Source organism: Halorubrum luteum (assembly GCF_054652935.1).
In genome coordinates, this window is record NZ_BAAIGT010000002.1 from 1,578,092 (window position 1) to 1,601,968 (window position 23,877).

Sequence of the window (23,877 nt, forward strand, 5' to 3'; positions counted from 1 at the left end):
TGAAATTAAGAACGACGAGACCGAAACCACCACGGAGCTGACCGATGGACGCAGGAACCGTCGTCCTGATCGTCGTGGCGCTGGCAGCGAGCTTCTTCGCAGCGTGGACCATCGGCGCCGGCTCGTCTGGATCGACGCCGTTCGCGCCCGCGGTCGGCGCCAACGCGATCACGACGATGCGAGCTGCCTTCCTCGTCGGCGTGCTCGCGTTCGCGGGTGCCGTGCTTCAGGGCGCAGCGATCACCGAGACGATCGGCGAGGGACTCATCGAGGGCGTAACGCTGTCGCCGCTGGCGGCCGCCGTCGCACTGGTTATCGCGTCCGTGTACATTGCGGCGGGGGTGTTCGAGGGATACCCGATCGCCACGGCGTTTGCCATCACCGGAAGCATCGTCGGCGTCGGGCTGGCGATGGGTGGCGATCCGGCGTGGGGGACGTACGCCGAACTCGTCGCCTACTGGTTAGTGACGCCGGTCGCGGTCGCACCGCCGGTGTACGCGATCACGAAACTGCTCCGCTCTGACGCGTATCGTGAGTCGGTCACCGTGGCGCTGCTCGCGGGCGCGGTCGGTGCCGTCGTCGCGAACATGGAGTTCCTCCTCCTCGGTCCGCCGGGCGAGCAAGCGTCGGTCGCCACCGCCGTCGGCGGGGTCGTGCCCGGGCCGGCGCTCGTCGGCCGGCTCGTGATCACCGTCGTGATCGCGACTGCCGTCGGCTGGATCGTCTACCGGGACGCTGACGCCGACTCCGTGCGGGCACAACGCAGACTCCTGCTCGGGTTAGGAGCGCTGATGGCGTTTACCGCCGGGGGTGGTAAGGTCGGACTAGCGGTTGGACCGCTGCTTCCGCTCGCCGAAACGATGACGACGTCGGACCCTATCACGCCAGTGCTGCTTTTCGGCGGCGTCGGCATGCTGCTCGGAACGTGGATGGCGGCGACGCGGATGATCAAGGCGCTCACACAGGATTACTCGATGCTCGGACCGCGACGAGCGATCGCGATATTCATTCCGTCGTTCGTCATCGCACAGGTCGGGATCGCGCTCGGACTGCCGATGTCGTTCAATCAGATCTTCATCGCCTCGATCGCGGGGACCGGCTACGCCGTCGGAAGCAAAACCGTCAGCGAGCGGAAGTTCCTCGTCACGGCCGTCGCGTGGGTCGGGTCGATCGCGTTCGGGCTCGCGGTCGGATACGGTGTGTACGCGGGGATCTCGGGCGTTACGGAAACGACGTGACCGGAGGGACTGTCGGAACGCTGACCGACCGAAAGCGTCACCGGCGAGCGAGAGAACAGAGCTATACACGCGGCGGCGGTAGGCGCGGGCATGAAACAAGCGATCGTTGCCCGTCGCGACCTCGGCATGGGTGAGGGGAAACTCGCCGCACAGGTCGCACACGCGTCGCTGTCGGCGTATCAGGACGCGGGACGGCGTGCGCGAACGGAGTGGAAAGGCTCCGGACAAAAGAAGGTCGTTCTCGGCGGCGACTCCGAGAGCCAGCTGTTCGAGCTGGCCGACAGCGCCGAAACCGAGGGGCTCCCGTACGCGATCGTTCGTGACGCCGGGCACACGGAGCTGGATCCCGGAACCGTCACCGCGCTGGCGGTCGGCCCCGCCCGCGACGAGAGCGTCGACCGCGTCACCGGTGAGCTGTCGCTGTATTAAATGACAGATCACACGAATCGGGACGGAGCGAACGCCGGACACGCCCGTCGTGGGGCCCACCCGGTCGAGCGTGCCGTCGGAATCGACCACTACGTCAGCGCCGCCGACGGGATCGACGGACGACTCCGTGAGTCGCCGGCGGATTTTCGGGTCCGAGAGCTGGAAGCGTTCGATCCGGAGCCGCTGGATGCCGATCCGGGAAGCTATCCGGAGCTCGTGGTCCGCGTCACGCTTCGCGACTGGGACACGAACGACTTCGCCCGGCGGGTGTCCGACGCTCTCGGGATCAGCCGCGAACGAGTGTCCTGGGCCGGGACGAAAGACAAGCGCGCGGTGACGACGCAGCTGTTCACTCTCCGCGGCGTCGATCCGGACGAACTCCCGGACGTTCGCGGCGCCGACATCGAGCCGATCGGACTGGCGGGACGCGGACTGACGTTCGGCGATCTGGCCGGGAACGCCTTCGAGATCCGCGTCGCAGATGCGGTCGCCGACGCCGACGAGCGGATCGCCGATGTCGTGGACGACCTCCGTGAGTTCGCCGGCGATCCGTCGGTAGAATCCGACGAGACACGTGAGATCGAGCAGCCGGTCGGCGTACCGAACTACTTCGGGCAACAGCGGTTCGGGAGCAAGCGACCGGTCACCCACAAGGTCGGTCTCGCGGTCGTCCGCGGGGAGTGGCGGGAGGCGGTTCGGTTGTACGCCGGTAACCCCGCCGCGGCCGAACCCGCTGACACCCGTGCGGGGAGGAACCGAGTCGACGAGGCGTTCGGCGTCGACGAAGGAGGCGGTGTCGACGAAGCAGGTACTGGCGACTGGAGCACCTGTCTCGACGCGATGCCGTGCAAGCTCCGGTTCGAGCGCTCGATGCTCCACCGCCTGGAGGAGCGGGCGGTCGATCCGGCCGCCCCACCCGACCATGAGGACTGGCGGCACGCGCTGGAGGCGGTCCCCTCGAACCTCCAGCGGCTGTTCGTCAACGCGGCCCAGTCAGTGCTTTTCAACCGCATCGTGAGCGAGCGGCTGCGGCGGGGGCTCCCGTTTCACCGACCGGTCGCAGGTGATGTCGCCTGCTTCGCGGACACGGACGCCCCGGACGAGCTGTACGCGCCGGACACGGACCGACTCCAACGTGTCGACGGCGATCGCGTGAGCGTGATGAAACGACACTGCGCTCGCGGGCGAGCCTTCGTTACCGCGCCGCTCGTGGGCACCGACACCGAGTTCGCGGACGGCGAGCCCGGTGCGATCGAGCGGGAGGTGGTTGGGGCGGCCGACGTGGCGCCGAACGATTTCGATCGGCCGGGGGCGTTCGACTCGTCCGGGACGCGGCGGGCGATCCTCTGCCGAACCGACCTCGACGTGCGCGTTACGGGCGGCGACCCGACGTTCTCGTTCGCGCTCCCGAGCGGGTCGTACGCGACCGTGCTCCTCCGGGAGTTCCTCAAAAGTGGGCCGCTCGATCTGTGACCGTCCCTGACGTGAGTCGGACGGGACACGCGAGCGCCGACGGGCTTAGGCGGGTCGACCGCGTACGTCGGTCGTGAACGCGGACGTCCATGCACACACTTCCTACTCGGACGGCGGCGAGATTCCGCTGATGTTGCGAGCCGCGGTCGACGCGGGGCTCGATGCGGTCGGGTTCACCGACCACTGCAGCCTGAGCGAGACGTGGCGCGAGGAGCGACTCCTGTGGAACCGGAACTTCGACCGGACGTACGAGCGCCGCCGCGAGGCGCTCGCCATCGCCGAGCGACGCTACGACGTACGGACGTACGACGCCGTAGAGATGGATTACGAGCCCGGACTGGAACGACGGATCGAGTCGTTCCTCGACTGCGCCGGGTTCGACTACGCGATCGGCAGCGTCCACTACGTCGACGGGCGACAGGTGTTCGCGTTCGAGTCGTTCGAGGACGCCGATCCGGAGGAGCGACGCGCGTTCGTCGACGCCTACTACGACGCCGTCGTGTCACTCGTCGACTCCGAGCTGTTCGCGGTGGTCGCCCACGTCGACCTCGTCGAGAACCACCCGGACCTCCACGGACTGACGACCGAGGAACACCGCCAGCGAGTAGTCAAGGCGTGTTTGAACTCCCGGACGATACCCGAGATCAACGCCGGGCGAATCGGGGCGAAGGGGTCGCTCGACACGTTTCATCCGACCGAGACGCTCCGGGATCGACTCCTCGACCACGGGGTCGCGGTGACGGTCGGGACGGACGCTCACGCGCCGGGCGACTTCGAGGAGCGAGTCCCGCGACTCGAACGGCTGCTTTCGGAGCACGGGGTCGACCCGGTCGGTCCCGATGCGCTCTCCCCCTGATCGGTCGCGCCTCCACCGGACGATCCGATCGAGCGTTCGAATCCAAAAGTGCACGAAACGGATCGTTATCGGTTTATTCATGGGTAGTACAACCAGTGTATGGCAAGCTCAGGAACGGCGAACCCGGTTCGGGCATCGTACGCGTACGCGAAGCGAATGGGTCCCGGCTGGGTTGCCGGGGCGATCGCGGCCGGTCCGGCGACGATCGCGAGTCTCGTCACGGCCGGCGCGTTGTTCGACTACTCGCTGCTCTGGGTCGTCGTGCTGTCAGCCGTGGGGGGTGCCACCGCGCAGTATCTCGCGATGCGCCTCGGGCTCCTCACCGGATCGGGAATCGTTGCGGTCGTCGAGGAGCAGCTGAGCGACCGATGGGCGTGGATCCTCGTGGCCGACGTCGTGATCGCCGCCGGAGCCGCCCAGCTCGTCATCATGAACACCGTCGGCTCGGTGTTCGCGACCACGACGGGCGTCGACGCGCGGATCTGGGGCGTCGTCTGGGCCGGTATCCTCGCGCTCGGACTCGCCGGACGCGGGTACCGATTCATCGAGTTCGTGGCGAAACTCCTCGTCGCCGGCGTGGTAGTCGCCTTCGTCGCCTCGCTGCTCGTCGTTCCGATCGACGCGACCGCCGCGGTGGGCGGACTCACGCCGACGCTTCCGGGCGGCAGCGCCCTCGTGGCCGCGGGGATCCTCGGCGGAGCCGTCCACATCACGCTGATCACCATGCACGCGTACGGGATGAAGGCGCGGGGATGGGACGAGACGGACGGCGACCTGGCTGCGCTCGACGTGCTCCTCTCGATGGTCGTCGCGTTCGGCGTGTACAGCGTGTCTATCTTCCTCGTGGCCGCAAGCGTGCTCAGCGACCCGGAGCTCACCGCCATCGGGGCGGCACAGGCGCTCGGGCCGCTCGTCGGAGCGAACGCGGAGCTGCTGTTCATGATCGGACTCGGCGGCGCGGCGCTGTCGACGCTGGGCGCGAACACGATCGTTCCGCCACTCCTCCTCGCCGACAAGCTCGGGTGGGGGACCACCGTGGAGGACGGTCGGTATCGCGGCCTGCTCGTCGCGGCCGCGCTCCTCTCGGCACCCGGAGCGTTCATCGGCGGCGAGGTGCTCGGCCAGCTCGTGTTGGTGCTCGCGCTCGGGACCGTCGGCACGCCGTTCGCGATCGTCGTCGTGTTGTATGTACTGAACTCGCCCGCCGTCTCCCGGCCGACGCCGGCGGTGTTGAACATCGCCGGGCTGGCGCTGCTCGGCGTCTCCGGAACGCTCGCCGTGAACTTCATCCGCGAGCAGGTGGCGGCGGGGCTCGCGCCGCTGTCGGGTGCCGTGCTGACGTTCGGGGTGGTGTTGGCGGTCGCGACGCTGCTTCTCCTCGGTAAGTTCCTCGGGGAGGAGTTGCGGACGGGATCGGAGCCGGAGCTGTCCTGACCACGATCCGGCCGGCGACCCATCGGCGCGACGAACGGTCTCCCGACTCGACGCCTCAGCCGTCGGCGTCCTCGCCGTACCGGTCGTTGGCCGTTTCGAACCCGGTCTCAGACCGTTCCAGCGAGCGCCGTCGTTCTCGCTCCGCAACCGCCTCCGGATCCGGGTTCGCGTCGTCGTCGACCCGCGCGATCGACCGATGTACTTTCGCGTGACACCAGCGGCACAGCGAGACGGTGATCTCGTGTGGGCCCGCGTCGTCCTCGTCGACGTCAGCGCTCCCGTACTGCAGGTGGTGTTCCTCCAGTAGCGGGCGCGAGTCGTCGTGAGCCATCCGCGTCTCCGGTAGGCCACATCGAACGCACTCGCGTCCGTCTGTCGTCGACCGGTACTTCGGGCACGCGCGCCAGCGACCGTCGGAGCCGACGTGGCAGGCGTAGTCGTCGGCACGACGTGCGGCAGCGAACTCCGGATCGTTGCCGGCGTGTGCGAGCGCGTACCGGCAGCGGCCGTCATCGGTAAGGTGGTCGCACACGCCGGCGACGTCGTAGGGGTCGTCGACCCCGACGGGTGTGCCCTGTGGCGTCCGCTCCATGCAGTCCGGTTCGTCGCGACCCGTATCTACGTTTTGCTCCGATGTCGCACCTCGTGGTTCACCCGGCAATCGACGACGAGCTGGCCGTCCGGCACCGAGGCGAGCTCCTCCTCGAGCGCGTCAAGCTCCTCCAAGCTCCGAACCGTCCGCCCCGTCGCCCCAAGCGACTCGGCGACGGCGGCGATATCCGGCGTCGAGATCAGGGCAACCTCGGGAGCCTCGCCGTGTGCGTCGAGACTGTGATACTCGGAGCCGAGCGACTCGTCGTTCATCACGACGATCGTCATCGGAACGTCGCTTCGAACTGCGGTCTCCAGCTCCTGTACCGACATCAGAAAGCCCGCGTCGCCACACACCGTGACGCAGGGACGGTCGCTCGCCACTGCGGTGCCGACGCCCATCGGAAGCCCGAGTCCGATCGACGCGAAATCGAGCGTAAACGTGAGATCCTCGGGGGGTGTGTGGATTCCGTCCATACACCACCGGGTGAAATGACCACCGTCGAGAACGAGCTTCCGATCCTCGGGAAGCAGATCGTCAAGCGCCGTCACCAGCTCGCGCGGGTCGACGGCGTCCGGCACCGACGGAAACTCGCGGTCGTTCATCGGCGTCGTCTCCGCGATCTCCGCCCGGCGATCCTCGGTCCACAGGTCGTCACCCCGATGGATCCCGCGCCGCTCCAGCTCCGCGACCAGCGACTCGAACGTGACGCGGGCGTCGCCGACGATCCCGAGGTCGACGTTCGTGTGCTGGCCGATCGCCGTCGGATCCCGATCGATGTGGATCACTCGCGTCTCATCGCCGAACACGTGACCCTCGTCGACCGTGTAGGGGTTCAGGCTCGCACCCACCGCGAACACGACGTGCGCCTCGTTCGCGTATCGGTTCGCAAGAGGTGATCCCCAGCTTCCCGTGAACCCGACGTGGAACGGATGCTCCGCGAAGTAGTCGCGTGCCTGCAGCGAGGTGGCCAACACCGCGTTGGTCCGTTCGGCGAACGCCTCGATCGCTTCCCTCGCGCCCGCCTCGACCGCACCGTATCCGGCCAGCACGACCGGGGGTTGAAACGCGTCGCTGTCGACGTACGCGTCGATCGCGCGTCGGACGAGCGTCTCGTCGGGATGGACGCGTGCGCCGCCGGCCGCCGCAGCGTCGCGGCTCCCCACCGCGGCGATCAGCTCCTCGTATCCGTCGAGATCCGCCGTGGCATCCATCTCGCCGTCGATCACGTCCCACGGAACCTGCAGCGCGAGCGGTCCCTCACCCGCCGCCACGCGTCGAAACGCCTCGGTGAACCCGTCGAGCAGCGTCTCGGAGCTTCTGACCGACACCACGGAGCCGACCGTCGATCGCAGGTACGTCTCCTGCTCGAACGCCTTGACATCGTACGACTCCGACAGCGGCGACTCCGGAACGACGAGCAACAGATCCGACCCCTTCTTCCGTGCGGTAACCAGCGCGTTGCCGGTCTGTGAGACCGCCGGTCCCCGACCGACGAGACAGACGCCAATGCGGTCGCCGGCACGGGCGTACCCGTCCGCCATCGCCACCGCGCCCTGCTCGTGTCGCGTTTTGACCATCCGAATCGCGTCGGCCCACTCCGTCTCGAGTTTCGACATCATGCTCATCGTATCCTCCGACATGAGCGTGAACACGGTGTCGACGTTCGAGGCGTCCAGCAGCCTAACGATCGCGTCGTGACCCTTCATCATCCACCGCCCCCGTCGGGCGTGGGTTACTTAAAAAGACCGTGAAGCGGGTGTCGCTCGAGCTGGCACCACGCTGGACACGGAGATCCCGCAGGACGGCGACGAGCGCCGAGCCCGCGGCTAGAACAGCGCGGACGCGGCCGCCTCGGCCGTCTCGATGACGGGACCGAAGCCGGGTAACAGCAGCACCGTCGCGACCGCGGCGACGATCACGGCGGCGTACAGCCCCGTCGGGCGAACGTCGATCGCGTCGAGTGCGCTCTGGGAGGCGGGGTCGTCGATGAACAGCGCCTTCACGACCCGGCTGTAGTAGTACAGCGAGATCACGCTGTTCAGCGCGCCGATCGCCGCCAGCCAGACGAACCCGTTGTCGATCGCGCCCATGAACAGGAAGTACTTCGAGAAGAAGCCGGAGAACGGCGGCAGCCCGGCCAGCGAGAACATGAACACGGCCATCGCGGTCGACGCGACGGGCGCGCGCTTCGCCAGCCCGGCGTAGTCGGCGAACGTGCGGCCGACGCCCCAGCGTTCCGCCATCGCGACGAACAGGAACGCGCCCGTGTTCATAAAGCCGTAGACGAGCAGGTGTGCCATCGCGGCACCCATCACCGCCGAGTTCCCGTCGCTCCCCGCGGAGAGCGCGGCGAGTCCGATCAGCGCGTAGCCGGCGTGACCCACCGAGGAGTACGCCAGCATTCGCTTGACGTTCTCCTGGACCGCGGCGGCGAAGTTCCCGAGCGTCATCGTCACGACCGCGATGACCGCGAACGCGAGCGTCCAGTCGATGCCCGCCGCCAGCGACGCGCCGAGCGGGAACGCCTCGGTGAACACGCGGAACGCGACGACGAACCCTGCGGCCTTCGAGGCCGACGAGAGGAACGCGCTCACGGGAGCGGGCGCACCCTCGTACGCCTCCGGTGCCCAGAAGTGGAACGGCACGGCGGCCGTCTTGAACGCGACGCCACCGATCATCATCACGATCCCGAGACCGGCGAGCCCGGCCATCCCGTCGATATCGACCATCCCGGCGGCGACGTCACCGAGGATCAGCGACCCGGTAGCGGCGTACACCAGCGAGATGCCGAACACGAAGATCGCCGAGGACACCGCCCCGACGAGGAAGTATTTCAGGCTCGCCTCCACGCTCCCTCGATTCTCCTTCAAGAACGCCACCAGGGCGTACGACGGCAGCGACGCCATCTCCAGGGCGACGAACACGACCGCAAGCGAGTTCGCGACCGCGAGCAGCGCCATGCCGGTCGCGGCGAAAAGCACCAGCGAGTAGAACTCCGCCGGACTCTCGTGGTCGTGGAAGTAGTCGTGTGCGGCGACGACGACGAGCGCCGTCACCGACGCGAAGATGGCGGTGAAAAACAGCGCCAACGTGTCCACCTTGATCGCGTCCGCAAGGAGGTAGATCGCGCCGCCGGTGTCGGCGTGGCCGGTGCCGGCAACGACGAACCAGACGGTGAACGCCAGCGACGTCAGCGCACCGAGCGCGCTCACGACCGCCATCGACGTGTTCGAGCGCGCCTTCGGGTTGATCGTATCGACGAGCAGCAGCAGGAGCCCCGTGCCGGCCAGCGTCAACGCCGGCGCGAGCGCGGCCCACTGCGGCAGTTGGTCGACCATTATCGGCTCACCCCCTCGACGACGGGCATGGCAGCGTCACGGATCATCTCGAAGAACAGATCGGGCGCAACGCCGAGCACGATGATCGCCGCCAACAGCACGCCGAGCGGCGCGATGTCGTGAACGGGCGCACGGCCGACCTCGTAGTCGGTTTCGAGCCGGTACGGACCGAACAGCGTCTTCTGCATCGCCGACAGCAGATAGCCGGCGACGATGACGATGCCGAACATCGCCAGCATCGTGAACGCCGGTGCGTACGGGAGCGCCGTCGCGCCGAACGCGCCGACGAAGATGAAGAACTCGCCGGCGAAGCCGGCCATCAACGGTAGTCCCATGTACGCGAACGCGCCGGCGACGAGGATCCCCACGGCGACGGGCATCCGGTCGGCCATCCCGGCCATGTCGCCGACCATCCGAGTGTGGGTCGCGTTGTACATGACGCCGACCGCCATGAACATCAGCCCGGAGATGAGCCCGTGTGCGACCATCTGGAACGTCGCGCCGCCGACGCCGTACTCGGTGAACACGATCAGCCCGAGGATAACGTATCCCATCGAGGAGACGGAGGAGTACGCGACGATCCGTTTGAGATCCTTCTGTGCGAGCGCCAACATCGCGCCGTAGATCACGCTTATCACTGCGATCACGGCGATCGGTATCGCGAGCGCGGACGCCTGCTCCGGCAGCATCGTGAAGTTGAATCGGAGCAGCGCGTACGTCCCCATCTTCAGGAGGACGCCGGCCAGAAGCACCGACACGGGTGTCGGGGCCTCAACGTGGGCGTCGGGCAGCCACGTGTGCACCGGGACGACCGGCACCTTCACCGCGAAGCCGAAGAACATCGCGAGGAACGCACCCATCGCGAGCGTTCCGGGCTCGATCCCGAACCACGTACCGAGCTCGCCGGCGGCGATCGCCTGCGTGATCTCCGGCAGCGCGAACGAGCCAACGGCGTCACCCAGTCCGAACACCAGCGCCATGAACCCGAGGAACATGACGAGCGACGCCGCGTTCGTGTACACGAAGAACTTGATCGCGGCGTACTTCCGGCGCGGACCGCCCCAGACGCCGATGAGGAAGTACATCGGCACGAGAACCGCCTCCCAGAAGACGAACCAGAGGAAGAAGTCGAGCGCCGTGAACACGCCGAGCAGGTTCGCCTCCATGAACAGCATCAGGCCGTAAAACTGGCTCTGTCGCGCGTCGATCGGCGTCCACGCGCTGACGATCGCCAGCGGAACCAAAAACGTCGTGAGCACGACCAGCGGGAGGCTGATCCCGTCGAGTCCGACGAACCAGGAGATCGACCGGCCGCCGACCTCCAGCCACTCGATCCGGCTCTCGAACGCGATGGTGCCGCCCGTCAGGGCGTTCCCTACCGCGTCGAACCGCGCCCACAGGTAGAGACTCCCGACGAAGGGAACGAGACTGAACGCGAACGCGAGCCGTCCGGCCCACTCGTCGGGAGCGAGCATGACGGCGAGCGCGGCCACGAACGTGAATCCGATCAGTGTTTCGAGTATCATAGGAACCACCCCCCGGAGACGCCGAGGAGAACGATGAGCACGACCAGCCCGATCGTGAGCATGGCCGCGTACTGCGACACCACGCCGGTCTGGATCCGGCGGATCCGACTACCGGCTGCGAGGCTCACGGAGGAGATCCCGTTGACCACGCCGTCGATGACGCCCTGATCGAACGTGTTCGCGCCGCCGGCGGCGTCCTCCGTCCGGTAGGCGAGCCACACCTGCACCTCGTCCTGGTAGTAGTTGTTGTACAGCACGTCCTTCAGTCCGCCGAGCTTTGCCGTGTGCTCGGTCGGCTCCGGCGCGCGGTACAGCGTCCACGCGACGAGCACGCCGGCGACGGCGAGCCCGAGCCCGAGGCCTGCCGCCACGAGCAGCGTGGTCGTCTCGCTTCCGGCGATCGTCCCGGCCTCGTAGCCGGCGTACGTCGCGAGCAGATCGTTGTACGCGGAGTAGCTCACGCCCTCGATGCCACCCCACTGGTTGTCGAGCCACTGGCTGAGGAAGTCGATCCCCTCGACGCCGAGCAGCTTCTGGACCGGCACCATGTTGACGAAGCCGGCGACGACCGCCAGCGAGCCGAGCACGGTCAGCGGCCCCTTCACGTTCCAGCGGACGGGCTCCGGATCGGCCGCAAGGTCGGTTCGTGGCTCACCGTGGAACGTTAAGAAGACCATCCGGAACGTGTAGAAGGCGGTGACGGGCACCGCGAGCAGCCCCATGATCCAGCCGCCGAGCAGCAGCGGTTCGCTCAGCCCGTGGATGAACGCCTCGTACAGGATCTCGTCTTTCGACCAGAACCCCGAGAACGGGAAGATCCCCGCGAGCGCCAACGACCCAGCGAGGAACGTCCAGTAGGTAACCGGCATCTTGCTTTTGAGGCCGCCCATATCCCACATGTTCTCGTTGTGGTGCATCGCGATGATCACCGCGCCGGCTCCGAGGAACAGCAGCGCCTTGAAGAACGCGTGCGTCATCAGGTGGAACGTCGCGGCGACGTACGAGCCCGCGCCCAGCGCGAGCATCATGTAGCCGTACTGCGAGATGGTGGAGTACGCGAGCACCTGCTTCAGCTCGTCTTTCACGACGCCCATCGTCGCGGCGAAAAGCGCCGTGAACCCGCCGACGAACGCGATGATCGCGAGCGTCGTCGGCGTCAGCGCGTAGAAGCCGAACATCCGGGCGACGAGGTAGACGCCGGCTGCGACCATCGTCGCGGCGTGGATGAGCGCGGAGACGGGCGTCGGACCCTCCATCGCGTCCGGTAGCCACGTGTGCAGCGGGAACTGCGCGGATTTACCGACCGCACCACCCAACACGAGCAGCCCAACGACGGTGAACCACGTCTCGACGCCGAGACCGAGCGGCGTCCACGCATCGAAAGTGCCGTTCAGCGCCGCCTCGGCGAGCGCGGGGAACGACTCCGGTCCGGCGAACTGTGCCGTACCGAACGTCGCGAACACGGCGACGAGACCGACGAGGAAGAAGTAGTCACCGAAGCGGGTGACCAGAAACGCCTTCTTGGCGGCCGACGGCGGTCCGGGCTCCCGGAAGTGGAAGCCGATGAGCAGGTACGAGCAGAGCCCGACCAGCTCGAAGAACATAAAGGCCATCAGCAGGTTGTCGGCGACGACGAACCCGAGCATCGAGGCCGTAAAGAGACCGAGTCCGGCGTAGTAGCGCGGGAGCCCGGTTTCGCCCTCGTCGTTCATGTATCCGAGCGAGAACACGTGGACCAGAAGGGCGATAAGCGTCACGATGACGAGCATGAGCGCCGACAGCGGATCGACGAGCAGCCCGAACGTTAACTCGAACTGGTCGCCGCCGGCCCACGTGTAAATCGTGTCGTTGTACGTGCGACCGCCCGCGACGGTTGCGAGCACCCACAGCGACAGCAGGAACGATCCCGCGGTCGCGGCGATACCACCGAACGCGCCCCCCTTCGGCAGGTACTTTCCGGCACCGAGCGCTACCAAAAACGAGAAGAACGGCAGCAGCACGATCGCCGGAACGTACGCGAACGCGTCTACCATGCGCCCACCTCCGATGTGTCGTGTATCCTCATCTTACCACCTCATCTCCGTCGGTACGGTGACGTCGGTGTCACCGAAGTTGCGGTACAGTACGAGGATGATCCCGATCCCGATCGCGACCTCGGCGGCCGCGAGCGCGATGACGAACAGCGCGAACACCTGCCCCGTCAGGTCGCCGTAGTACAGCGCGAACGCGACGAGGTTGATGTTCGCGGCGTTCATCATGAGCTCGACGCTCATGAGGAAGTACAGCGCGTCACGCCGCGTGAGCACGCCGAACAGGCCGATACAGAACACGCCGGCCGCCAGTATCAGGTACCACTCCGGCGGCACCATCACCGACCACCCCCATCACGGCCGCCGTCGGTCAGCGCGCCGCCGACCGCCGAGATGATCGTGCCGTCCTCCTCGCGTTTCGCGAGATAGATCGCCCCGTCGACGGCGACGTCGAGCGCGACCGCAACGATCAGGAAGGCCGCAAGAAACCCTTCCGAGGGGATCGTCGCAACCCCGTGGTCGCCGAGGTTGAACAGGGCGTATCCGATGTTGTGAACGACCGACTCGCCTTCCGGGAAGCCGGCCGCCTCCTCGAACTCGGCGGTCAGCGCCGTGACCGCCATCAGCACGAACAGCGCACCGACCGCGATCGCGGGCACGATGCGGCCGCCGTCGTCGTCACTCATGAGCTACTCACCTCCGTGTCGTTTGTGGATTCCGATCGCGTGAGCATCACGGCGAACGTGACGAGAATGAGCACCCCCCCTACGTAGACGAGGATCTGCATGGCGGCCAGAAACTCCGCCTGTAACATCACGTAATGTACCGCGACGCTCGTCAGCGCCCCGCCCAAAAGCAACGCGGCGTGGAACACGTCACGCGCCAGGACGACGCCCAAGCTGAACGCCAGCGTCACCGCGGCGAACAGCGCGAACGCGATAGTTTCATAAACCATTGTGTGTGTCTCCTTGGAGAACCCCTTTGAAGATTTCGAGACGCGTCGGCTACTGGTAATCGATCTCGCCGTCACCCTCGCCGACCCACGCGCTGCGATCGGGGTTGCGGGACTCGAGCGGATCGATCTCTTTGTACCACGGAACGTTTTTGAGCTGTTCTTTGTTGTACACGAAGTCGTCTTTCGTGTCAGCGGTGAACTCGAAGTTCTGCGTCAACAGGATCGCGTCGACGGGACAGACCTCCTCACACAGCCGGCAGTAGATACACTGTCCGATGTGGAGGTTGTACTGTTCGCCGTTGCGCATGTCGTCTTGAACGATCTGGATCGTGTCGTTCGGACAGACGTTCTCACACTGTCGACACCAGATACACCGCTCCTGGCTAAACTTGTGAACACCTCGGAACCGGGGGCTCACGTCGGGCGCCTCCTCGGGGTACTTCACCGTGAACTTGCTGCCGTCCAGGGCGTGTTTCATCGTCGTTGCCATCGATTTCATGAGTCCAATCATTACACGATCACCCCCACGATTACGGCCGTGAGCACCAGGTTAGCGAACGATAACACCAACATTCCTTTCCAGCCGATCTCGATCAGCTGGTCGATCCGAACCCGCGGCAGCGCGGAGCGTGCCCACTGGGTGAACAGGAAGAAGCCCCACACTTTCACCGTGAACCAGAGGAACCCGATGCTCTCCGGTCCGGGCCCGGCAGCGCCACCGAGGAACACCACGGTGAGGATCGCGCCGCCGAGGAACACGTGAACGAACTCGCCGAGATAAAACAGCACGAAGTACGCCGAGGAGTACTCCGTCTGGTAGCCTGCGACGATCTCCGTCGGCGCTTCCGGAATGTCGAACGGGTTCCGGCCGATCTCGGCCATGTTCGCCGCGAGGAACAGGACGAACGCGAACGGGTTCACCAGGGCGTACCACGCCGGGATCTCGAATCCGGCGACCGCGAACAGCGTCTCCTGTTGGGCGGCGACGATGCCGCTCATCTCCAGGGTGCCCGCGAAGATCACGACGGACATCGCCGTGAGGATAAGCGGGATCTCGTACGCGAGATTCTGTGCGACCGCCCGGAGCCCGCCGAGCAGCGAGTACTTGTTGTTCGAGCCGTAGCCGGCCATCACGAGCGACACCGACGCGATCGAGGCGAACGCGAACACCAGCGCCAGTCCGACCTCGGGGTCGGCGAGATGGAGGTTCACCGGACCGATATGCCCCATCGGGATCACGGCGAACCCGAGCAGCGCCGACGCCGGAAGCACGATCGGCGCGAGGTCCCAGGTCGGACGATCGACGCCCTCGGGAACGATAAGCTCCTTTGCGAGCAGCTGAACCGCCGCCGCCGGGATGATCAACAGCCCGAACGGGCCGATCCGCTCGACCGCGTACCGGTCGGTGAACGCCGCCGTGATCTTCCGTTTCGCCCACGGGCCCGCGACGCCCGTGAAGGCGAGCACGATGTTCCCGATGACGAACGCCGCGATCAGCGCGGCGACTACTTCGCCGGCAACGCCCGGGAGTCCGAGCGTCTCGACGATGAACTCCGGGAACAGCTGTGCCGGAGTCGCCGCCATCAGCGGTCCACCTCCCCGAGCACGATGTCGAGGCTCCCTAACGCGGCGACGACATCGGGGATGTACTCCCCGTTCGCCATCTCGGGTAGCGTCTGCAGGTTCGAGAAGCACGGCGACCGGATCTTGAACCGTCCGGGCTTGTCCGTCCCGTCGGAGCGGATGTAGATGCCGAGCTCGCCTTTCGCAGCCTCGACCGCCCGGTAGATCTCCGTGTCCTCGTCGGGTTTCAGCGTCCGCGGCACGTTCGCCTGGATGTTCCGCTCGTCCTCGGGCCAGTCCTCCAGCAGATCGATACACTGCCCGATGATCTTCGCGGACTCCTCGACCTCTCGCATCCGGACGAGCAGTCGACTGTAGTTGTCACAGCCGTCCTCGGTGACGACGTCCCAGTCGAGTTCGTCGTAGTAGCCGTACGGATCGTCACGTCGGAGGTCGTAGTCGACGCCCGACCCGCGGAGAACGGGGCCCGTTGCGCCGTAGTTCTTCGCAACCTCCGGCGGGAGGATGCCGGTGTCGATCGTCCGCATCTGGAAGATCTCGTTGGAGGTGACGAGGTTGTGGTACTCCTCGACCGACCCCGGAAGCTGGTCGAGGAAGTCACGCGTGTTCGAGAAGAACTCCTCGCGCGGCTCCGGCAGGTCCCAGACGACGCCGCCGAGACGGAAGTAGTTGAACATCAGCCGCTGGCCAGTCAGATCCTCCAAGAGATTCTGTACGCGCTCGCGGTCGTTGATCGCGTACATGAACGTCGCCGTGAAGTCGCCGTTCACGTCGAGCGCGAACGTCGCTAGCGCGAGCATGTGCGCGGCGATCCGGCACATCTCCGCGCCCATCGTCCGGATCACCTGCGCGTACTCCGGCACCTCGATGTCCGCGAGGTCCTCCGCCGCGCGCGCGTATGCCCACTCGTTGAGCAGCCCGGCCGAGATGTAGTCCCACCGGTCCGGGTACGGCATGATCTGGTGGCGGTACGTCCCGTTCTGGGCCATCTGCTCTTCACACCGGTGCAGGTAGCCGATGTCGGGCTCGACGTCGATAACCTGCTCGCCGTCGAGCACGGTTTTTAGGTGGAGCACGCCGTGCGTAGCCGGGTGGTGGGGACCGATGTTGAGGAACATCGTGTCCGACTCGTGGTCCCGGTGATGGTCCTGCAGCGGGTTGGCGTGTTCCGGCAGCGTGGCGATCTGCGGCTGGGTCTGGTCGTAGTCCAGCGACAGCGGGTGTCCCTGCCACGTCTCGGGCAGGAGGATCCGGCGGAGGTCGGGGTGGTCGTCGTACTCGATGCCGATCAGGTCGTACGCCTCGCGTTCGTGCCAGTCGGCCGTCCGGAACACCGCGTTGCCGGACTCCGAGACCGGATCGTCCTTGTCGGTGGGAACGACGACGCTGACCTCCTGGGTCGGGTCGTCGAACTTTTTCAGGTGGTAGATCGACTCGTAGCGGTTCTCGTACTCCTGGCCGGTGACCGCCGAGAGGTGATCGTATCCGGCCTGCTCTTTGAGAACCGAGAGCGTCTCCTGGACCGTCTCCGGACGAATGACGAACCCCGGCGCGTTCAGGTGATCGTCGCGCTCGACGACGAGCTCACCGAGCAGTTCCTCCAGCTCCTCGGGCGTGCGCTCCGCGACGAGGTCGTCGTCCGTGCTGTCGAGTGGTTCCAGGCTCATGGCGAATCAGCGAAGTTGTATCGCATGACGAGTTCGTCCTCGTCGATCTGGTCGACGAGCTTGTCGACGAGTTCGTCGCGTTCGAGATCGGAGAACTGTTCGAGCTCGTACGGCTTCACCGTCACCGGCGAGGCCTCCCCGTTTGCGACGCGCTCTTGCAGCTTGGCGACGCCGTACACGAGCGCTTCGGGCCGTGGGGGACAGCCCGGGACGTGGATGTCCATCGGGATGACCTCCTCCGCCCCTTTGATCACGTTGTACCCCTCCTGGAACGGGCCGCCGGAGATCGTACACGACCCCATGCCCACGACGAACTTCGGCTCGGGCATCTGGTCGTACACGCGCTTCATCCGCGGGGCGAACTTCGAGACGATCGTCCCGGGGACGATCATCACGTCCGCCTGTCGCGGCGACGCGCGGGGGACCCCGCTTCCGAACCGGTCGAGATCGTGTTTCACCGCGTACGTGTGCATCATCTCGATGCTACAGCAGGCGATCCCGAACTGCAGCATGAACATCGAGGACCCCCGACACCAGTTCAGGAACTTGTCGAACTTGGTGAGGATGAACGGTGACGAGCCGAACGCCTCCCGGAGCCGGGAGTTGAATCGGTCTCCCTGTCCCTCCATTCGGCTGTCCCGGGTTTCGGTTATTACGCGCGATTCGTCGGTGATAAAGGGTCGTTGTTCGCTGCTCATTGGTTTACGTCACGCTCCGTTTTTCTTCGGGTCGCGCGGGGGCTTCTGGTCCACTCGACCGCGCCCGTCCGCCACGCCCAGACGAGTCCGATCGCGAGGATCCCGACGAACGCCAACATCGGCCACAGGAGGTCGATCATCGGAACGCCGGCTTCGAGCGCCGGACGGTAGATGACGACCCACGGGAACAGCATCACAGTCTCGATGTCGAAAACGACGAACAGCAACGCGACCATGTAGTACTGGATGTTGAACCGGATCCGCGTCGTGCCCGTCGGTGTCTCCCCGGACTCGTAGATGGTACTTTTGCCTGTCTCCGGCACGCTTGGGCGGAGCAACGCCGACACTGCCATCATCGCGAGGGGGATGAGCAGGCCGACAACCGCCAGTGCGCCGATCGCTATCCAATCGCTCATATAGGTCTCCGTAACGTCCGAGGGTTTGGACCGCCCCCTCATAAGCGTTGATTCTCGTGTTCCATGCCCGCGGCTCGGGGTACACCCGCCGTCCTCCGTGAAGACTGGAAGTACGAAGACGAAACGATCAGCTATATTCCATATTTGCGGATGTATGATCGGTAGTGTTCCACCGACGGGGTTACTCTCCGCGGTTCTCTCGGAACGCGTCGAGGCCGAGGTCGTGGAGGTCGGCCGAGACGGCCGCAACGTCGGATTTGAGATCCTCGTGATACTCGACGAGCCGCTCCTCGACTGCGTCGTGCTCCCTCGAGAGCACCTGCGCCGCGGAGAGCCCGGCGTTGAACGACTTACCGGCGTCGACGGCGACGATCGGTGCGCCGGTGGGCATCCCGATGACGGAGTCGACCGATTTCTCCTGGACCGGAACGCCGACGACGGGGATCGGGAAAGCGATCGACGCGGTCATGTTCGGCAGGTCCGCGGACTTCCCGCCTGCGCCCGCGACGATCACGTCGAGTCCGCGGTCGACCGCGGTCTCACCGTACGCGTACATGAGCTCCGGCGTCCGATGTGCGGAGACGACGTAGCTCTCGTAAGTGAACCGAGCGTCGGGCGCATCGTGGAACTCTGTCTGCTCGGCGAACCCGAGCGTCTCGAGCGCGTCGTACGCGCCCTCCATCACGGGAAGGTCGGAGTCCGATCCCATGATGATTCCGATGTCGGGTGTCGCGTCGGGGGTGACGTCCGCCGCCGCTTCCGATTCGAGTCGGCCGATCAGATCCTGAACGGAGCTCATACGACGACGTTCGGCGGCGGGTTACAAGGAGTTGCGGGATACGCGCCGGGCTCACTCCGGGAATCGGTCGATCCGGAACGTGTCGACGTCGTGGTCCGTTTCGCCGTCGACGGACAGATCCGCCAGAATCTCGCCGACGACGCTCGCGAACTTGAACCCGTGTCCGGAGAAGCCGGCACCGACCGTGATCCGAGGCTCGTCGGGGAGGCGATCGATGATGAAGTGGTCGTCGGGTGTGTTCGTGAACAAACACGTCGAGAGCTGCAATGTCGGTCCCGCTCCCGTCGGAAAGTAGCGGTCCGCGTACGCCCGAAGGAGGTCCTCGTCGGCGGGACGTGGCTCCCTGCCGAACGCGTCCGGATCGACGACCTCCTTCCGGTGATGGAACTTGCCGAACTTGAACCCGGGAGCGCCGTAGCGAGGGAACCCGTAGTAGTGGCCCTCCTCCGCGTCGTGGACGAACACCGGAAATCGATCCGGATCGAACGCCGACGGCGAGGTCGGTTGGAGCCACGCGAGTACCTGGCGCTCCGGAACCGCGATCTCGCGTAGCTCGGGCACCAGCTTAGGCGTCCACGCGCCCGCGGTAACGACGAGCCGCTCCGCCTCGTACGTGTTCTTCGACGATTCGACGCGGACGCCGTCGTCGGTCGTCGTGTACCCGTGAACCTGCTCGCGGGCGCGGATCGTCGCGCCGGCCTCGTGGGCCGCGTCGACGTGGGCGACGACGCACCGCTCGGGGTCGAGGAACCCGCCCTCCGGCTGATATATCGCCCGGTGGCCCGCGGGGAGATCATACCCCGGAAAGCGCTCGTTCACCGCAGCTGCGGAGAGACGCTCGTGGTCGATCCCGTGTGCCTCACACGACGCCTGCGACCCCGCCACGATCCGACTCCCCGGTGGCCCGGCGTCGATCCCCCCGGTGACGTGGAGCAGACGCCGACCGGTTCGCTCCTCCAACGCTCGCCAGCGGTCGTACGCCGCCTCGACGAGCGGAACGTACTCGGGCGCCTCGTACTGCGGCTTCCGGATGATCCGCGAGCGTCCGTGGGACGACCCGAGATCGTGTGGAACGTCGTATCGCTCTAACCCCAACACGTCGAGGTCTCGCCGGGCGAGATGATACGTCGCCGCGCTTCCAACTCCCCCGACACCGATCACGATGACGTCGAACCGATCACCCATCAGCAACCCCTCCATCGGCGGGACTCATCCGCGATCCCTCCATCAGCGTCAGTCATACGCCATCCCTCCGAAGGAAGGCGCAAGTAGCTATCGGAACTCGAAACCCACTCGATAATTGACGCTACTCGTCGGTGGGCTGTCGTACCGTCAACACCGGAACGTCGGAGGTTCGGACGACGCGCTCGGTGACGCTGCCGAGGAGATATCGGTCGATCCCCTTCCGACCGTGAGTGCCCATCACGATCATGTCGACGTCGTTCTCGTCCGCGTAGTCGATGATCGACCGATACGCGGTGCCGGACGAGACCGTCGTCACGGCGTCGATTCCGGCGTCGCCGGCTGCGCGTGCGACGCGTTCGGTCGCATCCTTTCCCTCCGATTCAAGCGCCTCGAGGACGATCTCCGACCCTGCCTCAAGCGTCGAGTACGCGGCCCCGTCGACGACGTACAGGGCGTGCAAGCGTGCGTCGTATCGCTCGGCGAGGTCGATCGCGTGGTCGATCGCGGCGTCGGACGCCGGACTCCCATCGGTCGGAACGAGGATCTCGTCGTACATACCGAGTGGATCTACGACCGGTCGGGTTTTAAAAACCACTCCCGATCTCCCGAGCTCGGTATGGTACGGGAGAGAACACCGGTCGACGACCCTCCGAACGGCCGCGGCCCGACAACGCTCCGAACGGCCGCGGCCCGGTGACGCTCGGAACGGAACACATACTACGCCGGACCCGGAAGCCGGAGCGTATGCGTGCGAGACGCGATCGCGTGGCCATCGCCGTCGTCGCCGTCACGGTCGTCGCCGTGCTCGTCCGGGCCGTCGGGCTCGGAACGCGACCGTTCCACTGGGACGAGGCGCGCGTCGGCTACTGGAGCCTCCGGTCGATGGAGACGGGGACGTTCGAGTATCGCCCCGTCGCCGGCGGACCGCTCGTCTCGCATATGACGCGCTGGGCGGGAACGCTCGCCGGGGCGGTCCGTCCGACCGGCGGCGTTTCGGACGCGACTGCTCGACTCCCGGTCGCCGTGCTCACCGGTCTCCTCCCGGCGGTCGCGCTCACGTTCCGTGGTCGCCTCCGCGACGACGAGACGGTCGCGCTCGCGCTTCTCCTCGGATTCGCCCCGCTCGTGGTGTACTACGGCCGATTCCTCCGGGGCGATCTGCTGGCGGCGGGCGCGGCGCTTGCGGTCGTCGGGTGCTGTGTCCGGTGGATGGACACCGATCGCGACCGGTTTCTGTACGGCGCGGCCACCCTTTCGGCGGTCGCGCTCGCCGCGTCGGGGTTCGCGGTCGCGACTGCGGTTCTCCTCGTTGCTTCGGGACTCCTCGTCGTCGATCACTCCCGCGTCGCCGGTGAGGGTGAGCGCGTCCAAACCGGCGTCGCCGCCGGCGCGGGATGGATCGTGAGGCGTGTCACCCCGCTCGCCAGATCGCTTTTCGTCTTCCTCGCCGCGTGGGGTGTGTTCTTCGCGCCGCGAGGGTACGGAGCCCTCTCGGACCCCGTGGGGTTCCTCCGTGCGACGTACCGGGAGCCGGTGGTCTCGTTTCTCGCCGTCCGCGTCGCCGGGCGTGAGGGGACGGAGTTCCTCCCGTTTCTCACCGACGCCGCCGGAACGCTTTTCGCGACGTCGGCGGTCGTGTTCCTGCTCGGCGTCGGCGGGTTCCTCGCGGACCGGTACCGCGTGCTCCCGACAGTCGAAACCCCCCGAGCAGTCGTTGCTTTTGCGGCGTTCTGGGCCGGACTCGGGCTCGTCGGCTACCCCGTCGTCGCGGAGGTCGCCGCGCCGTGGACGCTCGTCCATGCGATCGTGCCGATGACCGTGCCAGCCGCGGTCGGACTGGCTGCGACGTACCGATACGGTCGGCGTGCGATCGAGCGTGAAGACGCCGCGCGCGTCGCCGCCGCGCTGTTGGTGCTCGCCGCGGTCGGCAGTGGTGTCGCCGTCGCCGCCGTCGGCGGGGTGTACGGACCGAGCGAGCCCGGGAACGCGTTCGCGAGCTACGGACAGCCGTCGAGCGACCTCGAGCAGCTGACGGCCGAGCTGGAGGCGAGTCTCGGCGACGACGGCACCGTGGTGTACGTCGGAGAGCGATACGACGTTGACGACGAGACGAGCCTCGAGGAGCCACCGATCCACACCGCTGCGGATCGTGCCGCGTTCGGCGAACGCCTGCCGCTCCCGTGGTACGTCGAGCGAACCGGAGCGAAGACGACGAGCGTCGGATCGCCGGCGCAGCTCCAAGCTCACGAGAATCTCGTGCTCGTCGTCGACCCGACTCACGAGGGTGCGGTCGCCGAGCGCTTCCCGGACCACGACGCCAGAACGGTCGAGCTCGCCCTCTGGGACCGTGAGGCGGTCGTGTTCTTCAATACGGCGTGAGCGCTAGAACGGTCCCTTCCTCAGTACGGCGGGGTCGGCGATACGGTGGGGCCCGTCGAAACCGAACTGCCGATGGCTCTCGGCTTGCTCACCTGAAGCCCATCGCCTCGATCTGCTCTTGATAGCGATTGCGGATGGTGACTTCCGTCACCTGTGCGACGTCGGCAACCTCGCGCTGGGTCTTCTTCTCGTTACACAGCAGCGAGGCGGCGTAGATGGCGGCGGCGGCGAAGCCGGTCGGCGACTTCCCGGAAAGGAGTCCCTGTTCGGCGGAGACGTCGATGATCTCGGTCGCCTTCGACTGGACCTCCTCGCTGAGCTCCAGCGACGAGGCGAAGCGCGGAACGAACTGCTTCGGATCGACTGGTTTGAGCTCCAGCCCGAGCTCCTGTGAGATATACCGATACGTCCGTCCGATCTCCTTCTGTGGGACCCGTGACACCTCGGCGACCTCGTCGAGCGAGCGGGGGATCCCCTCTTGCCGGCACGCGGCGTACAGCGCAGCGGTCGAGACGCCCTCGATCGACCGCCCGCGGATGAGGTCCTCCGAGAGCGCTCGACGATAGATGACGGAGGCGACTTCCCGGACGGATCGGGGGACACCGAGCGCGCTCGCCATACGATCGATCTCCGAGAGCGCGAACTGGAGGTTGCGCTCACCGGCGTCTTTCGTCCGAATGCGTTCCTGCCACTTCCGGAGACGATGCATCTGCGAGCGCTTCTCCGAGGAGAGCGACCGACCGTACGCGTCCTTATCCTTCCAGTCGATCGTCGTCGTCAACCCCTTGTCGTGCATCGTCTCGGTGATCGGCGCGCCGACACGGGATTTCGACTGCCGCTCCGAGTGATTGAACGCGCGCCACTCCGGGCCGCGGTCGATCGTCCGTTCATCAAGCACCAGCCCACAGTCCTCACAAACGAGCTCCTGATCGGCATCCGTGACGATCTCGGTCGAATCACACTCCGGACACGACAGCGATTCGTCGTCAGATACACGTTCGGTGTCCCGCTCCCGTTGACGCTGTCGGCTCGGACGTTCCATTATAAGGTTTCTGGTGGCAGGGGTATTTAACAGTTTTTCACACGTGTCAGACAAAAACACGCTCCGGCGGAGTCGGATGAAGCCGTCATCACGGCTGATCCCCTTGCAGTCGGCGACTTTTCCGCCGACTCCGGTGATCGCGTGTACCGCAAGTGATGGGGTTCTGGAAAAACACGAGACGTGAACGACGCCGACAGCGAATATATAAAATCGGCGGAATCCGGACGTTCGAG

At 66.2% G+C, this 23,877-nt stretch carries 23 protein-coding genes; 6 read left to right on the forward strand and 17 right to left on the reverse strand.

Annotated elements, in window-relative coordinates; translation table 11 throughout:
- The first annotated feature begins 44 nt into the window (after nucleotides 1-44).
- The 5 genes from ACYQ0R_RS07845 (at nucleotide 45) to ACYQ0R_RS07865 (ending at nucleotide 5,430) form a co-directional block, all read left to right on the forward strand.
- Nucleotides 45-1,238 carry an inorganic phosphate transporter gene (locus ACYQ0R_RS07845; protein WP_459822208.1) on the forward strand — a complete coding sequence of 398 codons (1,194 nt, stop codon included), beginning with the start codon at nucleotides 45-47 and terminating at the stop codon, nucleotides 1,236-1,238.
- Between the two features lie 90 nt (nucleotides 1,239-1,328).
- Nucleotides 1,329-1,667, forward strand: a complete 339-nt coding sequence (gene pth2, locus ACYQ0R_RS07850) for a peptidyl-tRNA hydrolase Pth2 (RefSeq protein ID WP_459822210.1) — start codon at nucleotides 1,329-1,331, stop codon at nucleotides 1,665-1,667.
- Nucleotides 1,668-3,140: a tRNA pseudouridine(13) synthase TruD gene (gene truD, locus ACYQ0R_RS07855; RefSeq protein WP_459822212.1), complete on the forward strand. Its 1,473-nt coding sequence runs from the start codon at nucleotides 1,668-1,670 to the stop codon at nucleotides 3,138-3,140.
- A 73-nt stretch (nucleotides 3,141-3,213) separates the two neighbouring features.
- A complete protein-coding gene (locus tag ACYQ0R_RS07860; RefSeq protein WP_459822214.1) occupies nucleotides 3,214-3,996 on the forward strand; it encodes a PHP domain-containing protein in 783 nt (260 codons plus the stop codon).
- Nucleotides 3,997-4,095: 99 nt separating this feature from the next.
- Entirely contained in the window at nucleotides 4,096-5,430 is a 1,335-nt protein-coding gene (locus tag ACYQ0R_RS07865; protein WP_459822216.1) for a divalent metal cation transporter, read from the forward strand.
- A 55-nt stretch (nucleotides 5,431-5,485) separates the two neighbouring features.
- Here ACYQ0R_RS07865 and ACYQ0R_RS07870 read toward each other — a convergent pair whose 3' ends face one another.
- From ACYQ0R_RS07870 to ACYQ0R_RS07945, 16 genes are all read right to left on the reverse strand, one after another.
- The gene (locus ACYQ0R_RS07870; RefSeq protein ID WP_459822218.1) at nucleotides 5,486-6,022 is read right to left on the reverse strand and encodes a DUF7097 family protein; all 537 of its coding nucleotides are present in this window, start codon (nucleotides 6,020-6,022) and stop codon (nucleotides 5,486-5,488) included.
- Nucleotides 6,023-6,048: 26 nt separating this feature from the next.
- Nucleotides 6,049-7,731, reverse strand: coding sequence for a thiamine pyrophosphate-binding protein (locus ACYQ0R_RS07875; protein WP_459822220.1), 1,683 nt, complete (start codon nucleotides 7,729-7,731; stop codon nucleotides 6,049-6,051).
- Between the two features lie 120 nt (nucleotides 7,732-7,851).
- Nucleotides 7,852-9,363 (reverse strand): NADH-quinone oxidoreductase subunit N, encoded by a 1,512-nt coding sequence (locus tag ACYQ0R_RS07880; protein WP_459822222.1) that lies wholly within the window; start codon nucleotides 9,361-9,363, stop codon nucleotides 7,852-7,854.
- Nucleotides 9,363-10,889, reverse strand: a complete 1,527-nt coding sequence (locus ACYQ0R_RS07885; protein ID WP_459822224.1) for a complex I subunit 4 family protein — start codon at nucleotides 10,887-10,889, stop codon at nucleotides 9,363-9,365. The genes ACYQ0R_RS07880 and ACYQ0R_RS07885 overlap by 1 nt, the downstream gene beginning before the upstream one ends.
- Nucleotides 10,886-12,922: an NADH-quinone oxidoreductase subunit L gene (gene nuoL, locus ACYQ0R_RS07890; RefSeq protein ID WP_459822226.1), complete on the reverse strand. Its 2,037-nt coding sequence runs from the start codon at nucleotides 12,920-12,922 to the stop codon at nucleotides 10,886-10,888. The genes ACYQ0R_RS07885 and nuoL overlap by 4 nt, the downstream gene beginning before the upstream one ends.
- Before the next feature lie 33 nt (nucleotides 12,923-12,955).
- Nucleotides 12,956-13,258, reverse strand: a complete 303-nt coding sequence (gene nuoK, locus ACYQ0R_RS07895) for an NADH-quinone oxidoreductase subunit NuoK (protein ID WP_459822228.1) — start codon at nucleotides 13,256-13,258, stop codon at nucleotides 12,956-12,958.
- Nucleotides 13,258-13,605 carry a hypothetical protein gene (locus tag ACYQ0R_RS07900; protein WP_459822230.1) on the reverse strand — a complete coding sequence of 116 codons (348 nt, stop codon included), beginning with the start codon at nucleotides 13,603-13,605 and terminating at the stop codon, nucleotides 13,258-13,260. Before ACYQ0R_RS07900 ends, nuoK begins: the two co-directional genes overlap by 1 nt.
- Nucleotides 13,602-13,874, reverse strand: coding sequence for an NADH-quinone oxidoreductase subunit J (locus ACYQ0R_RS07905; protein WP_459822232.1), 273 nt, complete (start codon nucleotides 13,872-13,874; stop codon nucleotides 13,602-13,604). Before ACYQ0R_RS07905 ends, ACYQ0R_RS07900 begins: the two co-directional genes overlap by 4 nt.
- A 49-nt stretch (nucleotides 13,875-13,923) precedes the next feature.
- A complete protein-coding gene (locus tag ACYQ0R_RS07910) occupies nucleotides 13,924-14,385 on the reverse strand; it encodes a NuoI/complex I 23 kDa subunit family protein (protein ID WP_459822234.1) in 462 nt (153 codons plus the stop codon).
- Nucleotides 14,385-15,458, reverse strand: a complete 1,074-nt coding sequence (locus ACYQ0R_RS07915) for a complex I subunit 1/NuoH family protein (protein WP_459822236.1) — start codon at nucleotides 15,456-15,458, stop codon at nucleotides 14,385-14,387. The genes ACYQ0R_RS07910 and ACYQ0R_RS07915 overlap by 1 nt, the downstream gene beginning before the upstream one ends.
- The gene (locus ACYQ0R_RS07920; RefSeq protein WP_459822238.1) at nucleotides 15,458-17,125 is read right to left on the reverse strand and encodes an NADH-quinone oxidoreductase subunit D; all 1,668 of its coding nucleotides are present in this window, start codon (nucleotides 17,123-17,125) and stop codon (nucleotides 15,458-15,460) included. Before ACYQ0R_RS07920 ends, ACYQ0R_RS07915 begins: the two co-directional genes overlap by 1 nt.
- Nucleotides 17,122-17,823: an NADH-quinone oxidoreductase subunit B gene (locus ACYQ0R_RS07925; RefSeq protein ID WP_459822240.1), complete on the reverse strand. Its 702-nt coding sequence runs from the start codon at nucleotides 17,821-17,823 to the stop codon at nucleotides 17,122-17,124. Before ACYQ0R_RS07925 ends, ACYQ0R_RS07920 begins: the two co-directional genes overlap by 4 nt.
- The gene (locus ACYQ0R_RS07930) at nucleotides 17,820-18,239 is read right to left on the reverse strand and encodes an NADH-quinone oxidoreductase subunit A (protein WP_459822242.1); all 420 of its coding nucleotides are present in this window, start codon (nucleotides 18,237-18,239) and stop codon (nucleotides 17,820-17,822) included. The genes ACYQ0R_RS07925 and ACYQ0R_RS07930 overlap by 4 nt, the downstream gene beginning before the upstream one ends.
- Nucleotides 18,240-18,420: 181 nt before the next feature.
- A complete protein-coding gene (gene purE / locus ACYQ0R_RS07935) occupies nucleotides 18,421-19,038 on the reverse strand; it encodes a 5-(carboxyamino)imidazole ribonucleotide mutase (protein WP_459822243.1) in 618 nt (205 codons plus the stop codon).
- A gap of 51 nt (nucleotides 19,039-19,089) precedes the next feature.
- Nucleotides 19,090-20,223 (reverse strand): N-methyl-L-tryptophan oxidase, encoded by a 1,134-nt coding sequence (gene solA / locus ACYQ0R_RS07940; RefSeq protein WP_459825712.1) that lies wholly within the window; start codon nucleotides 20,221-20,223, stop codon nucleotides 19,090-19,092.
- Nucleotides 20,224-20,344: 121 nt separating this feature from the next.
- Nucleotides 20,345-20,779, reverse strand: coding sequence for a universal stress protein (locus ACYQ0R_RS07945; RefSeq protein WP_459822247.1), 435 nt, complete (start codon nucleotides 20,777-20,779; stop codon nucleotides 20,345-20,347).
- 188 nt (nucleotides 20,780-20,967) lie between these two features.
- Here ACYQ0R_RS07945 and ACYQ0R_RS07950 point away from each other — a divergent pair, with 188 nt between their 5' ends.
- Nucleotides 20,968-22,602 carry a flippase activity-associated protein Agl23 gene (locus tag ACYQ0R_RS07950; RefSeq protein ID WP_459822250.1) on the forward strand — a complete coding sequence of 545 codons (1,635 nt, stop codon included), beginning with the start codon at nucleotides 20,968-20,970 and terminating at the stop codon, nucleotides 22,600-22,602.
- Between the two features lie 88 nt (nucleotides 22,603-22,690).
- Here ACYQ0R_RS07950 and ACYQ0R_RS07955 read toward each other — a convergent pair whose 3' ends face one another.
- Nucleotides 22,691-23,644 (reverse strand): transcription initiation factor IIB, encoded by a 954-nt coding sequence (locus tag ACYQ0R_RS07955; RefSeq protein WP_459822252.1) that lies wholly within the window; start codon nucleotides 23,642-23,644, stop codon nucleotides 22,691-22,693.
- Nucleotides 23,645-23,877: the final 233 nt, after the last annotated feature.

Excerpts from the sequence above, each read along its gene's own strand:
- ACYQ0R_RS07845 (WP_459822208.1), top strand. The coding sequence starts at position 45 with ATGGACGCAGGAACCGTCGTCCTGATCGTCGTGGCGCTGGCAGCGAGC.
- pth2 (WP_459822210.1), top strand. The coding sequence starts at position 1,329 with ATGAAACAAGCGATCGTTGCCCGTCGCGACCTCGGCATGGGTGAGGGG.
- truD (WP_459822212.1), top strand. The coding sequence starts at position 1,668 with ATGACAGATCACACGAATCGGGACGGAGCGAACGCCGGACACGCCCGT.
- ACYQ0R_RS07865 (WP_459822216.1), top strand. The coding sequence starts at position 4,096 with ATGGCAAGCTCAGGAACGGCGAACCCGGTTCGGGCATCGTACGCGTAC.
- ACYQ0R_RS07870 (WP_459822218.1), bottom strand. The coding sequence starts at position 6,022 with ATGGAGCGGACGCCACAGGGCACACCCGTCGGGGTCGACGACCCCTAC.
- ACYQ0R_RS07875 (WP_459822220.1), bottom strand. The coding sequence starts at position 7,731 with ATGAAGGGTCACGACGCGATCGTTAGGCTGCTGGACGCCTCGAACGTC.
- ACYQ0R_RS07880 (WP_459822222.1), bottom strand. The coding sequence starts at position 9,363 with ATGGTCGACCAACTGCCGCAGTGGGCCGCGCTCGCGCCGGCGTTGACG.
- ACYQ0R_RS07885 (WP_459822224.1), bottom strand. The coding sequence starts at position 10,889 with ATGATACTCGAAACACTGATCGGATTCACGTTCGTGGCCGCGCTCGCC.
- nuoL (WP_459822226.1), bottom strand. The coding sequence starts at position 12,922 with ATGGTAGACGCGTTCGCGTACGTTCCGGCGATCGTGCTGCTGCCGTTC.
- nuoK (WP_459822228.1), bottom strand. The coding sequence starts at position 13,258 with ATGGTGCCGCCGGAGTGGTACCTGATACTGGCGGCCGGCGTGTTCTGT.
- ACYQ0R_RS07900 (WP_459822230.1), bottom strand. The coding sequence starts at position 13,605 with ATGAGTGACGACGACGGCGGCCGCATCGTGCCCGCGATCGCGGTCGGT.
- ACYQ0R_RS07905 (WP_459822232.1), bottom strand. The coding sequence starts at position 13,874 with ATGGTTTATGAAACTATCGCGTTCGCGCTGTTCGCCGCGGTGACGCTG.
- ACYQ0R_RS07910 (WP_459822234.1), bottom strand. The coding sequence starts at position 14,385 with ATGATTGGACTCATGAAATCGATGGCAACGACGATGAAACACGCCCTG.
- ACYQ0R_RS07915 (WP_459822236.1), bottom strand. The coding sequence starts at position 15,458 with ATGGCGGCGACTCCGGCACAGCTGTTCCCGGAGTTCATCGTCGAGACG.
- ACYQ0R_RS07920 (WP_459822238.1), bottom strand. The coding sequence starts at position 17,125 with ATGAGCCTGGAACCACTCGACAGCACGGACGACGACCTCGTCGCGGAG.
- ACYQ0R_RS07925 (WP_459822240.1), bottom strand. The coding sequence starts at position 17,823 with ATGAGCAGCGAACAACGACCCTTTATCACCGACGAATCGCGCGTAATA.
- ACYQ0R_RS07930 (WP_459822242.1), bottom strand. The coding sequence starts at position 18,239 with ATGAGCGATTGGATAGCGATCGGCGCACTGGCGGTTGTCGGCCTGCTC.
- purE (WP_459822243.1), bottom strand. The coding sequence starts at position 19,038 with ATGAGCTCCGTTCAGGATCTGATCGGCCGACTCGAATCGGAAGCGGCG.
- solA (WP_459825712.1), bottom strand. The coding sequence starts at position 20,223 with ATGGGTGATCGGTTCGACGTCATCGTGATCGGTGTCGGGGGAGTTGGA.
- ACYQ0R_RS07945 (WP_459822247.1), bottom strand. The coding sequence starts at position 20,779 with ATGTACGACGAGATCCTCGTTCCGACCGATGGGAGTCCGGCGTCCGAC.
- ACYQ0R_RS07950 (WP_459822250.1), top strand. The coding sequence starts at position 20,968 with ATGCGTGCGAGACGCGATCGCGTGGCCATCGCCGTCGTCGCCGTCACG.
- ACYQ0R_RS07955 (WP_459822252.1), bottom strand. The coding sequence starts at position 23,644 with ATGGAACGTCCGAGCCGACAGCGTCAACGGGAGCGGGACACCGAACGT.